This window comes from Catellatospora sp. NPDC049111 (assembly GCF_040648615.1).
Taxonomy (GTDB): domain Bacteria; phylum Actinomycetota; class Actinomycetes; order Mycobacteriales; family Micromonosporaceae; genus Catellatospora; species Catellatospora aurea.
Genome location: NZ_JBEZEB010000001.1, coordinates 184693 through 198900, shown reverse-complemented (window position 1 = coordinate 198900; position 14208 = coordinate 184693). Strand labels below are relative to the sequence as shown.

The following is a 14208-nucleotide window of genomic DNA, read 5'->3' as shown; positions in this document are numbered from 1 at the left end:
CTTCGGAGGCCGCAAGTCTTTAAGAGTTGTCGCAGGTGGGGGCGGGGTTAGTGGGTGTAGACCTCGAATTCCCAGAGGCTGTAGCCGTAGGTGGTGGCGCGTTGGATGCCCTGCATGCGGACGTAGCGGGCGTTGACGGGGGTGAACGTGTTGTTGTCGACGGAGCCGTTGCCGGTGGTGGTGGACCAGGCGGTGGTCCAGGTGCTGCCGTCGGTGGAGACGTCGATGCGGTACGAGCGCCCGTACGCCGCCTCCCAGCGCAGGATCGTCCGGCCGATGCTGCGTACGCTGCCCAGGTCGACGGTGATCTGCCGGCTGTCGGCGTAACTGCTGCTCCACCGCGTGGTCGGGTTGCCGTCGACGGCGTTGCCGACCGGGTAGAACAGCTGGCTGCCGTTGGCCGAGACCGGGCGTCCCTGGGCCAGGTTGGTGATGTCCTGGCCGCGCTTGGCCGGGAACGACACCACCTGCTGGTACGTGGGCCGGTTCTGCCAGGCGGTCAGCGGCGCGGTGATGCCGCCGAGCGCCGACTGCAGGATCGCGTCGGCACACCACTGGTCCCCGGCCGCGCAGTGCTCGTCCCCGGGGTACACCGCGGTCGCGGCCTGCCCGTTCGCGGTGCCGAGCGTGGACAGCAGCACGGTGCGGCAGGCGCTGAGCACACCGTTGCCGCAGTACGTGCGCCCGAGCCCGCCCGCGACCGGGTCGCCGAGCACGGTCCGCACGTCCTTCTCGACGTACCCCCACCAGCCGTGCTGGAAGGAGGAGCCCTTGTGGGCCTGGGCCGAGTTCAGCGAGCCGGGCAGGGGAGAGCCGGGGCCGTTCTGGCCGCCGGACGGCGACTCGTTGATCGACATGGCGTCGACCAGTGCCTGGTAGAGGCCGTTGCCGAGCGCGCCCTGGAACTGGCCGCTCACCAGTAGCGGCCACCAGGCGTCGAAGATCCGGATCGCGTCGGCGTGGGCGTACACCTTGGATCCGGGGGTGGTCTCCACCCGCCGGGCTCCGGCCTGCTGCCAGGCCTTGAGCTTGGTGACGGCGGCGGCCAGCGCGGTGTCGGTGACGGCCTGGCTCTCGATCACCCGGAGCAGGTCGTCGAGCACCTTCCAGCCGCGCAGGTCGGTGACCCCGGCGTTCTCGACGAGGCTGGTCAGCGAGGCGCGGGTGAACCTGTGCCCGCTCGCGATGGCCGCCTTGACCGGGGCGTCGAGCAGGTCGCCGCGGTGCACCGAGCCGAAGCTGAAGTCGCCGTCGGCCGCCCCGAAGTCCTTGGCCTGCCGGTTGTTCCAGCTGATGTAGTAGTCCTGGTTCACCGACTGCGGGTGGGTGGCGTTGGCCGCCCAGGTCGCGTTGTTGGTGTCGGGCTGGTAACCCAGCCATTCGTACGCCGCGTCGCCGCGTACCGGAAGGTTGGGGTTGTGCCCCGCGCCGCGCTGCGGGTTGCTGCCGGACATGAAGTAGGCGGTGTCGGTCGAGTTCACGTAGAACCAGTTGAACGAGTAGCCGACGTTGCCCGCGGCGGTCTTGAAGTCGGCGGGGGTGCCCATCGCGGCGGGGTCGTTGAACATCTGGAAGCCGATCGCCGAGTCGGCCTCGTGCCGGTAGGTCGAGCGCAGCCGGGTGAACGCGTGCGGCGCGCCGCCGACGGTGGCCCGCCAGGCCACCAGGCCGAGCTTGGTGCGGTACGTGACCAGCTTGTACGACCCGGCGGCGGTGCCGTCCGCGACGCTCGGCGTCCACGCGTTGGTGTGCGACAGCTCCTCCATCGCGGTGCAGACACCCCGGTAGAGGTACTTGTTGCTGGCCAGGGTCGGGGCGCTGCCGTCGGTGGTGCACAGCGGCAGCGAGTAGGTGTCGGTGATGTCGTGCGCCGCCGAGGTGGCGCTCCACGCGTAGTCCTGCCCCCGGCCGAGCAGCACGTACAGGTTGAGCCCGGCGAACGCCGCGCCGCGCGCGCTGATGCCGGGGCCCTGCAGCTCCTGCACCATGAGCAACTGCGGGGAGAAGTAGCCGGTCTGCGGGCCGAACACGGCGATCGGGTGGCCGGTCGCCGAGTGCGCGGCCGAGATCACGGCGGCGTTGGACATGCCCTTGCTCTTGTTGCCGATGCGCAGGCTGCCCAGGGCCGCGGCGATGTCGGACTGCGCGGTGACGGAGCTGGTCGCCGAGCCGGTGGGGTTGGTGACGACCGGTTCGGACACGGCCGAACCGGCGTCCGGCAGCACGACTCCGGCGGCGTTGTCGTCGGCCGCGCCGTACGGGAAGCTCGTGCCGTCGTGCACGGTCAGCACGGCCTCGGGGTCGGTGCGGCTGCGGAACGCGTTCCACACCGCGTCGCCCTCGGCCGCGCCGTAGCGGGCCCGCGCGGCGACGCGGACCAGCGCGGACTCCATCTCGCCGCCACCCCCGCCGCCGAACAGGCCGCCGACCACGCCCGCGATGGCGATCAGGTCGGTCATCGTGAACTGCACCGGGCCGCCCGCGTTGGTGATCGCGTCGAGGTGGCCGGTGAGCACGTACTCGCCGGGGCAGTTGCGGTCGGCCATGCACTTGGCGATGTACGCGTTCACGCCCGCGATGTAGTTCTGCACGTCGGTGTAGAGCTGAGCGCCCCGGGTGCCGAGGTTCTGCAGGGCGTTGACCTGGGCCTGGAGGTCGGCTTCGGTGTACGGGGCGTTGCGCCACACGCTCTGCTCCAGCGAGCGGTTGCCCGCCGCGCCGCCCGCGAACGGGGTGAGCGTGCCGCGCCCGACATGGCGCAGCAGGTCCATGGTGAACAGCCGGTCCTCGGCTCCGGCGTAGCCGGCCCCGAACATGGTCCCGGCCCGGGTGGTGCCGGTGACGTGCGGCGTGCCGGTGGCCTTGTCGCGGACCACGGTCACGTCGGAGCGGGGGGAGTAGCTGCGTTCGACCTGCCCGGCGGGCACACCGAAGGAGGCGTCGTTGAAGTACGACGGGATCTGCTCGTCGGTGAGGCCGGCGTAGTTGTAGACGAGGTTGGCGTACCGGTCGAGCTGGTCGGCCGAGTGCGCGGGCCGGGTGCCGAACGCCTGGTGGCCGAGGATGTCGACGAGGGTGGCGTTGCCGTTCTGGCCGGGCGGCAGGATGTCGGAGCACTCGGCCAGGCAGTAGTCGTTCGGGGCGAGCACGGCCGCGGCGGCGGGCGCCGCGGCGGGCACGAACGTCGCGAACGCACCGGCCGTGACCAGTGCGAACGTGGCGGCTAGGGGGCGTTTGACCCGGGCATGGGGGCGGGTGGCGCGTCGGGACATGGGGTGGATCCCTTCGGCAGGACGGGGGACGGGGCCGCTGATCCGCATCGGACAGCAGGCCCACGCGCAGCCTGACGCGACGTGTCCGCCGCCGACGCACTTACGTGAAGCAATTTCGTGTACCGGATGGTAACGAAGTATTCACCGCTATGAAAGAGTCACGCACGATCGTGCGACCGCCCGGCGCACGGCCTGATGATCGCTCGACTTGCCAGGCAGGCGGGCGAAAGCGCGCTCAAGATACGCACAGGTGCCCGGCAAGTCGAGCGATCTTGGCGGGCGGGCCCGGCGGCGGGCCGGGCGGGGTGGGTGGGGTCAGGAGAGTGCGGGCTGGTCGGCAGGGGTGGCCTGGCGGGGCACGCGCGGTGCGGCCGCGGGGCGGTGGTCGACCTGCTCGCCGAGCAGCACCCGGCGCACCACGCGCTCGGCGGCCCGGCCGTCCTCCAGGGCGCAGAAGCGCTCCCGGAACGCCGCCCGCCGCAGCCGCGCGTCCTCGCCGTCGACCGCGCCGGAGGCGAACAGCTCGAACAGCTGCTCCTGGGTCGTGGCGAACACGCCGGGGTGCTCCTCGGCGATGTCGAAGTACGCGCCGCGCGTGCGCTTGTAGTACGACCAGTCCGACGCGTACACGGCGATCGGCCGGTCCAGCACCGCGAAGTCGAACATGGTCGACGAGTAGTCCGTGATCAGCACGTCGGCGGCGAGGTACAGGTCCTCGACCCGGGGGTGGCTGGTGACGTCCACGACCCGCGCCGCGCCGGCCGCGGCCGAGGGCCGGTCCTCGTAGAAGTAGTGCGAGCGGGTCAGCACCACGGCGTCCGGACCCAGCGCCTCGGCCAGCGCGGCGACGTCGAGGTAGACCGAGGTCTTGGCGGAGTTGCCGCCCCGGTGCGTCGGCGCGTACAGCACCACCCGCCGGCCGGGGGCGATGCCCAGCTCGGCCCGCACCCGGTCGCGGTGCTCCGGCTTCGCGTTCACCAGGATGTCGTTGCGCGGGTAGCCGTACTCCAGCGACTCGTAGCGCCCCGGGAAGGCGGTGTTCCAGGCCTGCGTGGAGAAGGGGTTTGCCGCGATGCTGTAGTCCCACTTGGCCACGACTTTGCGCAGCTCGGCGCTGCCCGTGCCGTCGCGCCCGGCGAAGGTGAGCCCGTCCATGCCCATGAGCTTGAGCGGGGTGCCGTGGTGGGTCAGCACGACCACCGAGCCCGGCCGCTTGACGACGTACTCGGGGAAGTTGGCGTTGCTGATGAAGTACTTGGCCCGGGCCATGGCCCGGAAGTACGCCGGGGACTCCTCGACGACGTAGTCGACGCCCGCCGGGATGTAACGCACGCGGTCGGCCTTGACCACCCATACGCCGCGGATGTGCGGGGCCAGCTCGCGGGCCTTCTCGTAGATCGCGGCCGGGTTGCAGCTGTAGGCCGCGTTCCAGTACGCGGAGTACACGGCGAGCTGCTCGTCCAGCGGCAGGCGCAGCTGCGCGCGGTAGAGCGCGTATTTGAGGGCGCGGCTCGGCTGGCGGGTCACGCGGCGGGCCTTGGCGCTGACCGACCGCATCCGGCGCAGCATCTGCACAGGCTCCCCCTCGCGTGCGTTCACCTGGGGCGATGGGCCTTTTCGCCGCCCGCTCCGGGACGCGCGGGCCAGAGGCGGCCCGCGGCCATGGTGGGCCAGAAGATAACAGGAAGGGCCGGTCCGAGTAAACAGTCTCTGAACGGCCCGTGACCTGTTCACACGCGGCCTTGGCGGCCGCGGTGATGTGACCGGCGGGTAGCGACTGGCTGAGCGATCGTTCAGGCAATCGGGCTACGCTGTGCTCGAAATCCTGTGATCCAGGTATCAGACCCCGGGAGGAAACGTGGACGCGAACGAGATCGCCGCCGGTCGCGAGCGCTGGCAGCAGCGGTACGACAAGGCGCACAAGCGCCACGCGGACTTCACCACGCTCAGCGGGGTCGAGGTCGAGCCGCTGTACGGCCCCGCCGAGGGCGTCGCGTACCCGGGCTTCGAGCGCATCGGCTGGCCCGGCGAGTTCCCGTTCACCCGCGGCCTGTACCCGACCGGCTACCGGGGCCGCACCTGGACCATCCGCCAGTTCGCCGGCTTCGGCAACGCGGTGCAGACCAACGAGCGCTACAAGCTGATCCTCGGCGCGGGCGGCGGCGGCCTGTCGGTCGCCTTCGACATGCCGACCCTGATGGGCCGCGACTCCGACGACGGCCGCTCGCTGGGCGAGGTCGGCCACTGCGGCGTGGCGATCGACTCGGCCGCGGACATGGACGTGCTGTTCGGCGGCATCGACCTGCAGAAGGTCACCACCTCGATGACCATCTCCGGGCCCGCGGTGCCGGTGTTCTGCATGTACCTGGTCGCCGCCGAGCGCCAGGGCGCCGACCTGAGCAAGCTCGACGGCACCCTGCAGACCGACATCTTCAAGGAGTACATCGCGCAGAAGGAGTGGCTGTTCGACCCCGAGCCGCACCTGCGCCTCATCGGCGACCTGATGGAGTACTGCGCCCACGAGATCCCGAAGTACAAGCCGCTGTCGGTGTCGGGCTACCACATCCGCGAGGCGGGCGCGACGGCCGCGCAGGAGCTGGCGTACACCCTGGCCGACGGCTTCGGCTACGTGGAGCTGGGCCTGTCCCGCGGCCTGGACGTCAACGTCTTCGCCCCTGGCCTGAGCTTCTTCTTCGACGCGCACATCGACTTCTTCGAGGAGATCGCGAAGTTCCGCGCCGCCCGCCGCATCTGGGCCCGCTGGATGCGCGACGTGTACGGCGCGACCAGCGAGAAGGCCCAGTGGCTGCGCTTCCACACGCAGACCGCCGGCGTCTCGTTGACCGCCCAGCAGCCCGTCAACAACGTGGTCCGCACCGCTGTCGAGGCGCTGTCGGCCGTGCTCGGCGGCACCAACTCCCTGCACACCAACGCCCTGGACGAGACCCTCGCCCTGCCCACCGACGAGTCCGCCGAGATCGCCCTGCGGACCCAGCAGGTCCTCATGGAGGAGACCGGCATCGTCAACGTGGCCGACCCGCTGGGCGGCTCCTGGTATGTCGAGGCCCTCACCGACAAGATCGAGGCCGAGGCCGAGGCCATCTTCCAGCGCATCAAGGACCGCGGCACCGACGGCACCATCACCAGCGGCATCCTGCGGGGCATCGAGGACGGCTGGTTCACCTCCGAGATCGCCGACTCCGCCTACATCTACCAGCGCGCCCTGGAGGAAGGCCACAAGCGCATCGTCGGTGTCAACTGCCACACCGGCACCATCGCCAAGGACCTCGAGATCATGCGCGTCTCCCACGAGGTAGAACGCGAGCAGGTCAAACTCCTCCAGGCCCGCCGCACCGACCGCGACCAGGCCGCCGTGGACGCCGCCCTCCAGAAGATGATCGACGTCTCCCGCACGGATGCCAACATGGTCCCCGCCATGCTCGACGCCTGCCGCGCCGAAGCCACCCTCGGCGAAATCTGCGACGCCCTCCGCGCCGAATGGGGCGTCTACCGCGAACCCGCCCGCTTCTGAGGCGACGATCTTGCGTGGATGTATCCCACGACACGCCTATATCGGGCGGACATGGGGCCATCCACGCAAGATCGCCGTGATCTATGGGTGGGGTGGGACCTTTGCGGGGGGATTGTTACGGGCGTGGGAGACTGGGTAACCATGAGCGATCTCCGACCCGGACAGTCGATCTTCACGCGTGGCGCGGTGGATCTCGGCGCGCTGGCCGCGCGCAGTCAGCAGGCGGCGGCGACCCCGGCCGCGGGTGCGGCGGGACCGGCCGGCAGCGGCGGTGACGGTGGTAACGGCGGCGGCTTCCCCGGGGCGCCCGCGGGGGGCGGTCACGTGGTGGACGTGACCGAGGCCAATGTGCAGGACGAGGTCCTGCAGAAGTCGATGAGCCAGCCCGTCGTGGTGGCGTTCCTGGCCCCGGGTTACCCCGAGGTGGACCAGCTGGCCGACGCGCTGGCGCAGTTCAACGCGGCCGACGGCGGCAGCTGGGTGCTGGCGCGGGTGAACGCGCAGGCCGACCCGCGGCTGGCGGCCATGTTCCGGGTGCAGAGCGTGCCGACGGTGTACGCCGTCGTGGGCGGGCAGCCGATCGACGCGTTCGCCGGGCCGGTGCCGCCCGCGCAGCTGCGGCAGTGGCTGGACGCGGTGCTGCGGGCGGGCGGGGTCGAGGTGGCGGTGCCCGATGACCCGCGCCTGGAAGCGGCGGACGACGCCCTGATGATGGGTGACCTCGACGAGGCCGAGAAGGCGTACCGCAAGATCTTGTCGGATTCGCCGAAGGACGCCGCCGCCGAGGCCGGCCTGGCCCAGGTCGTGCTGGCCAAGCGGGTTGCGGGAGTGGACCCGCAGGCCGCCGTGGCCGCCGCCGACGCCGCGCCCGACGACCTTGCCGCGCAGCTGAAAGCGGCCGATGTCGAGGTGCTGGGCGGTCAGGCAGAGCAGGCGTATCAGCGGCTGGTCAATCTGGTGCGCCGCGTCTACGGTGACGATCGGGAGACGGTGCGCCAGCACCTCGTGTCGCTGTTCGCCGTCGCCGGCCCGGACGACCCCGCGGTGGCGGCCGCGCGGCGTGCCCTGGCCAGCGCTTTGTTCTAGAACCGCTAGTGGCCCGTCCCGGACGGCCCGCCCGCACGGCGGGCCGCCGGGAACTCCCCACCAGCGTGTATGAGGCCAGGGGGGAGAGGTATGCGCCGCATCGCGGTTCTCGACGCGCCGTCGAACCTGGGCCTGCGCCCGCCCACCGAGACCTCCGTGCCCGGCTGCGCCAAGGCGCCGGGCGCGCTGCGCGACAAGAAGCTGCTGACCCGGCTCGACGCGCGCGACGCCGGCTGCCTCACCCCGCCCCGCTACGACCCCGGTGACTGGCGTCCCGGCGACGGGGTGGCGCACGCGCTGCAGATCCACTCGTACAGCGTGCGGCTGGCGGAGCGGATCGGCACGATCGTCGACGGCGGGGAGTTCCCGCTGGTGCTGGGCGGGGACTGCTCGATCCTGCTCGGCTCGGCGCTGGCCATGCGGCGGCTCGGCGAGGAGGTCGGCGGCCGGATCGGGCTGGTCTTCGTGGACGGGCACTCCGATTTCCGGCACCCGGGCAACGCGCCGTACGTCGGCGCGGCCGCGGGCGAGGACCTGGCGCTGGTCACCGGCCGGGGCCAGACCGAGCTGGCCGGCATCGAGGGCCGCCGCCCGTACTTCCGCGACACCGACGTCGTCGTGCTCGGCATCCGCGAACACGACGAGTACCGCCTCGACCTGCAGGCGGCCGGGTTCGCCACCCGCCCGGCGACCGCCCTGCGCGCCGAGGGCGCCCGCCGCACCGCGCAGTGGGCCCGCGAGCGCCTGGCCGACTGCGCCGGTTACTGGGTGCACATCGACGTGGACGTGCTCGACCCCGCGGTCATGCCCGCCGTCGACGCCCCCGAGCCCGGCGGCATCGCGCTCACCGAGCTGGAACTCCTGCTCACCGGCCTGGTCAACACCCCCGACTGCCTCGGCATGGAGCTGACCGTCTTCGACCCCGACCACGACCCCGACGGCCGCCACGCCGCCGAACTCGTCTCCACCCTGGTAACCGGCCTGGCCCCGTTGCTCCCACCCAAACGCCCCACCCGCGCCCGCGTCCCCACCCCCCGCACCCCCACCTCCGACAAACGCACCGCCGCCTGACCCCCTCCTTCGCCGTCGATCATGAACCTACGGACGTGTTCGACGGCGTGTCATTGCCCTAACTTCATGATCAATGCCGAGTGGGGTCGGTGGTGTGGGCTACCCGGGGCGGAGGTGCGCGCGGTGGGGGCGGTCGCGGCGGTTAATGTGGCGCGCATGCCCGCTGTGCTCTCGACCGCGACGACCGTCGTCGCCCTGCTGCTCGCCGCCGTCGCGCTGCTGGCGGCCGCGCTCAACCGCGCCCCGGACCGTGTGCAGCTGATCGGCACCGTCGTGGTCAGCATCGCCGCGGTGCTGCTGGTCGGTGCGGCCGTGGCGAGCTGGATCGGTGGTCACTCGCCGCGGGAGACCACGACCTTCCTGGGGTACGCCCTGACGATGCTCCTCCTGCCCGCGGGCGCCTGGATCGTCGGCAAGATGGAGCCCACCCGCTTCGGCAGCGTGATCATCGGCGTGGCCGCGCTCATCGTGCCCGTGCTGGTGTTGCGCATCGGCCAGGTGTTCGGTGCCTAGGCCCGTCAACACCGGCCTGAACACCGGCTTGGGCCGCGTCCTGGTCTTCGTGTACGGCCTGTTCGCCGTCGCCGCGACCTGCCGCGCCGGCGTGCAGATCATCATGAAGTTCAGCGAGGCCCCGGTCTCCTACCTGCTCAGCGCCCTGGCCGCGGTGCTCTACATCGTCGCGACGGTCGGTCTGGTACGCGGCGACGCGGGCGGCCGCCGCCTGGCGTTGGCCTGCTTCACCGTCGAGCTGGTCGGCGTGCTCGCCGTCGGCACGCTCAGCGTGCTCCAGCCGCAGGACTTCCCCGACGCCACCGTCTGGTCCGGCTTCGGCGAGGGCTACGGCTACCTGCCGCTCGTGCTGCCTGTGCTCGGCCTGATCTGGCTGCGCCGGCCACAGCCCGCGCCGGCCGGCAGGCCGGAGCAGCCCGCCGCCCGCTGAACCGGCCCCGTCGTCCGGGCAGCTCGGCACCGCCGCCCCGGATCGCTTGACGCGGTCCGGCGAGACCCGGCGGCGCCGAGCGGCCGCGCGGGTCAGGCTTTGGCGAGGTGGTAACGCGTGTAGTCGCGCAGCTTCAGGAAGGACCGCTCGGCCTTGCCGTGGTAGTACCACGGGTCGCGGGTGACGAGGTCGTCTCCGATCAGGGCGAAGCAGCGTTCGGCCTCGGCGAAGTGGTCGCCCAGCGCGAACGCCATGGCGAACGCGTTCCACACGTGCGGGGTGTACGGGGTGCGGCGGTGAGCCGGGTGCCAGATCGAGTCCTCGGCGGCGGCCACCAGCTCGTCGCGGATCTCGTGCTGCTCCAGGTATTCGTCTTCCTTCTTGCGGGAGAGCCATTCCTCGATGTGCGCCTCCGCGATCAGGCCACCCAGGTTCGTGGCGGGGTGGGCGGCGGCCCGCTCGCGCGCGAACCGGAACATCAGCTCGGAGCTGCCGTACCACTTGCCGCACACCGCCTGGAGCATCCGACCGTGGGCGCGCTCGTCGGCCGGGTCGACCGCGATCACCGCGTCGAAATGCCGCTGGATCTCGGGCAGGCCTTTGGAACGGGCCTTGGCGAGGGTGATCAGGCCGGCGAGCGCCCTGACGTTACGCGGGTCCCGGTCGAGAACCTCGTCCAGGCAGTTCTCGGACACCACCAGCCGCTGCCGGAACAGCTTCCAGCCCTCCTCCGTCACGGTGGAAGCTGTGCCGCTGCCCCGGGCGTCCTAGGCCCAGTTGATCGCCGCTAGGCCCTTGAGGAGCAGCGGCAAGGTCGGGTCGGGGTCGGTGCGGACGGCGTCGTCGATCCACTCCATCAGCCCGGACTTCGACGAGGCGATGCCGACGTAGTACCCACGCAGCACCGGATCGGGGTTCATGATGATGCTGCGCGCGGCCGGCCAGTCACGGTTGCCCAGGTGCACGCTCAGACGCCGGGCATCGGGATCACCGAGGAACGGATCGATGGCGATCTCCGGTGGGGGCTCCTCGGCCGCCACCCTGCTCTTCTTACGAAACGGCCACATGCCGCGCGAGCCTAATGGCGACTCGTGTATCCCGCTGGCCTCCGAAGATAGCGACGATCTTGCACAAACGGTTGGTGTCCTGTCCGGGTGGGAGCCAGTGCGCCGGCCGATCGTGCAGGATCGTCGTCGGGCTCAGGCCCCTTCTTCGAGCTTGTGGCGGGTCCAGTCGCGCCACTTGAGGAAGGCCTTGCCGGGCTTGCCGTAGTAGGCCCACGGCTTGCGAGTGGCCAGGCCGTCGCCGATGCGGGCGAAGCAGCGCTCGGCTTCGGCGTAGTTGTCGCCCATCGCGAACGCCATCGCGAACGCGTTCCACAGGCGCGGCGTCTCCAAGCCCTCCCGGAAGGCCGGGTGCCAGATGGACTGCTCGGCCGCGGCCTTCAGATCGGCGCCGACCTCGGGCTGCTCCAGGTACGCGTAGTCGCGTTTGCGGGACAGCCACTCCTCGAGGTGCGCATAGGCGATGAGGACCGGCAGGCCCGTGCCGGGGTGGGCCGCGGCGCGCTCGCGGGCGAACTCGAACATCAACTCGGAGCTGCCATGCCACTTGCGGCACACCGCCTGCAGCATCGACCAGTGGGCGTCCTGATGCGTCGGGTCCACGGCGATCACCGCCGCGAAGGCCCGCTGGATCTCGTCCAGCCCCTTGGACCGGGCGTTGGCCAGCGTGATCATGCCGACCAGCGCCTCGACGTTCTTCGGGTCGCGGTCGAGGACGTCGTCCAGGCAGTTCTCGGCGACCACCAGTCGCTGCGCGAACACCTTCCAGGCGTCGTCCGAGACGGAGTCGGCGTAGCCGCCGCCCCGCGCCTCCCAGGCCCAGCCGATCGCCTTGAGCCCTTTGACGAGCAGCGGCAGGGTCGGCTCGGGATCGGTGCGGACGGCGTCGTCGATCCACTCCATCAGCCCGGACTTCGTCGAGGCGATGCCCACGTAGAAGGAGTGCCGCGCCGGGTCCGGGTCGTCGATGATGGTCCGCGCCGCGGCCCAGTCCCGATCACCCAGCAGGCGGCTCAACCGGCGCGCGTCGGCGTCCCCGAGGAACGGGTCGAACGTCATCTCAGGCTCGGGCGCCTCCGGCGCCGCCACAGCCTTCTTCCGAAACGGCCACATGCCCCGCGACCCTAACCGTCATCCTGGGACCGCGCTGCCCCCGAAGATCCCGACGATCTTGCACGAACGGGTGGTGTTTCGCCCGGTACGAGTGTGTCGTACCCGCCGTTCGCGCAAGATCGTCGGGGTCGTGGTCAGCGGAGGTTGCGGAGGAAGGATTCGGTGACGGGGACGGCGGTTTCGCTGGGCTTGATGCCGTTCTCGACGAAGACGGCGAAGGCGATGTCGCCCTGCCAGCCGATGAACCAGGCGTGGGTGTGCGCGGGGTTGTTGTCGTACTCGGCGGTGCCGGTCTTGCCGTAGACGGCGCCGCCGGGGGTGTCCTTGAGGGCGGTGGCGGTGCCTGCCGTGACTACCTCGCGCATCATGGCGCGCAGCGGGTCGAGGGTGGTCGGCTTGAGGGCGGGGCCGTCGGCGGCGGGTTTGGCGGCGGCCGGGTCGAGCAGGAGGACCGGCTGCTTCCACTGGCCGCGGGCGATCGCGGCGGCGGCACCGGCCATGGCGACGGGGCTGACGATGGTCTGGCCCTGCCCGAACGTGGCCGCGGCCAGTTCGGTGGCGCTGCCGCCGGCGGAGACGCGGCCGGTGAACGCGGGCACGCCCAGGTCCCAGGTCTGGCCGAGGCCGAGCGCCATGCCGGCGTTGACCAGACCGTCCGGCCCCAGCTGCGGGGCCAGCGAAGCGAACGCGGTGTTGCAGGACTTGGCGAAGTCCGTGTGGAACGCGACGTTGCCCAGCTCCAGGAAGTTCGAGTTCTTGAACTGGCGGCCCTCGACGGTGAAGAACTTCGGGCACGGCACGATCTGGTTGGCCGTCACCTTGCCCGCGTCGAGCAGCCCGTACGCCGAAACGGCCTTGAAGGTCGAGCCCGGCGGCACCTGCGCGGTGAAGGCGAGGTTGTCCGGGCCGCTGTTGGCCACCGCGACGAGCTGCCCGTCGCTGATCCGGATCGCCACCATGGCGCTGCGCTGCTTGACCGTGGCGAGCGCCTTCTCCGCCGCGATCTGGGTCTTTGTGTCGATCGTGAGTTGGAGCTTCTGCCCGTCCTTGTCCTCGACCTGGTAGAGGACGGTGTCCTGGACGGTGCCGTCGGAGGCCTTGCGGCTGGAGACCACGCTCTGGCCCGCGACGCCGCGCAGCCGGTCGTCGTAGGTGCGCTGGATGCCGCCGAGGCCAGCCTGGTCGCCCACCTGGTAGGCGCCGGGCTTGCTGTCCATGATCTCCTTGGTGACCGGCCCGACCGTGCCGAGCAGCGCCCGCGCGAAGGTGCGGGTCGGCGAGAGCAGCCGGTCCTCCTCGCGGAACGCGACCCCCTTGTCCATGAGCGCCCGCAGGCGGTCGCGGATCGGCTCGTAGACCTCACGGCGCAGCGTCACGATCTCGACCAGGGCGTCCGGCTTGGCGTCCTTCACCCGGGCGGGCAGCTTGGCCAGGTCATCTGTGCTGACGTCGTACGCCCCGGACGCGAAGATCGGGGTCAGGTCCTTGACCAGCGCGTCGATGTCGGTGACCTTCCGCGGCTCGACGCCGATGACGACGACCGGCCGCGGCTTGACGATCTCCTCGCCCTTGCCGTCGAAGACGCCGGCCCGGGTCGGGGCGAGGCGGCGCACCGCCAGCTCGTCACCCTTGGTCAGCTTCTCGTGCACGATCGCCGGCTCCCAGACGACCTGCCAGGTGTCCTTGGCCTTGGTCATCCGCACCGTGGTGGTGTACTCCCAGGTGGTCTTGTCCGGCAGCGGCTGGGCGACCTTGATCTGGGTGGTCGCCAGGCCCTCGCTCACCGCTGGGGTCTGCTTGGTCAGCGTCGGGGGAGTGTCGCGGAAGACGCCCTCCAGGGCTCGCAACTCGGTCTTGACCGTGTCGGCGGCGACGCCCTGACCGGTCGGGCTGACGAAGGTGACCTTGTCGAAGGTCCCCGAGCGCCAGCCGGCCAGGAACGCGTCGAGCATGGGCTCGGGGCCGTCGTCCTTCGAGCAGGCGGCAAGTGCGGGGAACAGCAGCGACATCGCCACCAGGGAGAGGACAATCTTGGGACGGCGTACCTTCGAGCGCAGGGCCATGCGGGCATTCTGCCGTAAGGACCTGGGTCGTGTGGCACCACCGCTGTCCGGCACCGGACTCGTG

Annotated in this window: 10 protein-coding genes and 1 pseudogene; 5 read left to right on the top strand and 6 right to left on the bottom strand. The window is 71.1% G+C overall.

Translation table 11 applies throughout. The features are described from left to right. Window positions 1-47 precede the first annotated feature (47 nt). Together AB0B66_RS00920 and AB0B66_RS00915 are read right to left on the bottom strand one after the other, a co-directional pair. The gene (locus AB0B66_RS00920; protein ID WP_360520794.1) at window positions 48-3272 is read right to left on the bottom strand and encodes a penicillin acylase family protein; all 3225 of its coding nucleotides are present in this window, start codon (window positions 3270-3272) and stop codon (window positions 48-50) included. Between the two features lie 315 nt (window positions 3273-3587). Continuing rightward, a complete protein-coding gene (locus AB0B66_RS00915; protein WP_360521726.1) occupies window positions 3588-4841 on the bottom strand; it encodes a CDP-glycerol glycerophosphotransferase family protein in 1254 nt (417 codons plus the stop codon). A gap of 289 nt (window positions 4842-5130) precedes the next feature. On the opposite strand from AB0B66_RS00915, the gene AB0B66_RS00910 reads away from it, so the two are divergent. From AB0B66_RS00910 to AB0B66_RS00890, 5 genes and pseudogenes are all read left to right on the top strand, one after another. Continuing rightward, window positions 5131-6804 carry a methylmalonyl-CoA mutase family protein gene (locus tag AB0B66_RS00910; protein ID WP_360520791.1) on the top strand — a complete coding sequence of 558 codons (1674 nt, stop codon included), beginning with the start codon at window positions 5131-5133 and terminating at the stop codon, window positions 6802-6804. A 141-nt stretch (window positions 6805-6945) separates the two neighbouring features. Further along, window positions 6946-7890, top strand: a complete 945-nt coding sequence (locus AB0B66_RS00905; RefSeq protein WP_360520788.1) for a tetratricopeptide repeat protein — start codon at window positions 6946-6948, stop codon at window positions 7888-7890. Window positions 7891-7980: 90 nt separating this feature from the next. After that, window positions 7981-8880, top strand: a pseudogene (locus tag AB0B66_RS00900) (arginase family protein); the annotation flags it as partial. Window positions 8881-9117: 237 nt separating this feature from the next. Continuing rightward, a complete protein-coding gene (locus AB0B66_RS00895) occupies window positions 9118-9474 on the top strand; it encodes a hypothetical protein (RefSeq protein WP_360520785.1) in 357 nt (118 codons plus the stop codon). Continuing rightward, window positions 9467-9904: a hypothetical protein gene (locus tag AB0B66_RS00890; RefSeq protein ID WP_360520782.1), complete on the top strand. Its 438-nt coding sequence runs from the start codon at window positions 9467-9469 to the stop codon at window positions 9902-9904. Before AB0B66_RS00895 ends, AB0B66_RS00890 begins: the two co-directional genes overlap by 8 nt. A 92-nt stretch (window positions 9905-9996) precedes the next feature. Here the strand turns inward: AB0B66_RS00890 and AB0B66_RS00885 are convergent, their stop codons facing one another. The 4 genes from AB0B66_RS00885 to AB0B66_RS00870 all read right to left on the bottom strand — a co-directional run bounded on the left by AB0B66_RS00885 (window position 9997) and on the right by AB0B66_RS00870 (window position 14144). Next, window positions 9997-10641, bottom strand: coding sequence for a hypothetical protein (locus AB0B66_RS00885; RefSeq protein ID WP_360520779.1), 645 nt, complete (start codon window positions 10639-10641; stop codon window positions 9997-9999). Window positions 10642-10671: 30 nt separating this feature from the next. Next, complete coding sequence (locus AB0B66_RS00880) at window positions 10672-10944, bottom strand: hypothetical protein (protein WP_360520776.1); 273 nt, start codon at window positions 10942-10944, stop codon at window positions 10672-10674. 159 nt (window positions 10945-11103) lie between these two features. After that, a complete protein-coding gene (locus AB0B66_RS00875) occupies window positions 11104-12081 on the bottom strand; it encodes a hypothetical protein (protein WP_360520773.1) in 978 nt (325 codons plus the stop codon). A gap of 134 nt (window positions 12082-12215) precedes the next feature. After that, window positions 12216-14144 (bottom strand): penicillin-binding transpeptidase domain-containing protein, encoded by a 1929-nt coding sequence (locus AB0B66_RS00870; RefSeq protein ID WP_360520770.1) that lies wholly within the window; start codon window positions 14142-14144, stop codon window positions 12216-12218. Between the last annotated feature and the right edge of the window lie 64 nt (window positions 14145-14208).

Coding starts and splice junctions, on each gene's coding strand:
- AB0B66_RS00920 (WP_360520794.1), bottom strand. CDS start 3,272: ATGTCCCGACGCGCCACCCGCCCCCATGCCCGGGTCAAACGCCCCCTA.
- AB0B66_RS00915 (WP_360521726.1), bottom strand. CDS start 4,841: ATGCTGCGCCGGATGCGGTCGGTCAGCGCCAAGGCCCGCCGCGTGACC.
- AB0B66_RS00905 (WP_360520788.1), top strand. CDS start 6,946: ATGAGCGATCTCCGACCCGGACAGTCGATCTTCACGCGTGGCGCGGTG.
- AB0B66_RS00895 (WP_360520785.1), top strand. CDS start 9,118: ATGCCCGCTGTGCTCTCGACCGCGACGACCGTCGTCGCCCTGCTGCTC.
- AB0B66_RS00875 (WP_360520773.1), bottom strand. CDS start 12,081: ATGTGGCCGTTTCGGAAGAAGGCTGTGGCGGCGCCGGAGGCGCCCGAG.
- AB0B66_RS00870 (WP_360520770.1), bottom strand. CDS start 14,144: ATGGCCCTGCGCTCGAAGGTACGCCGTCCCAAGATTGTCCTCTCCCTG.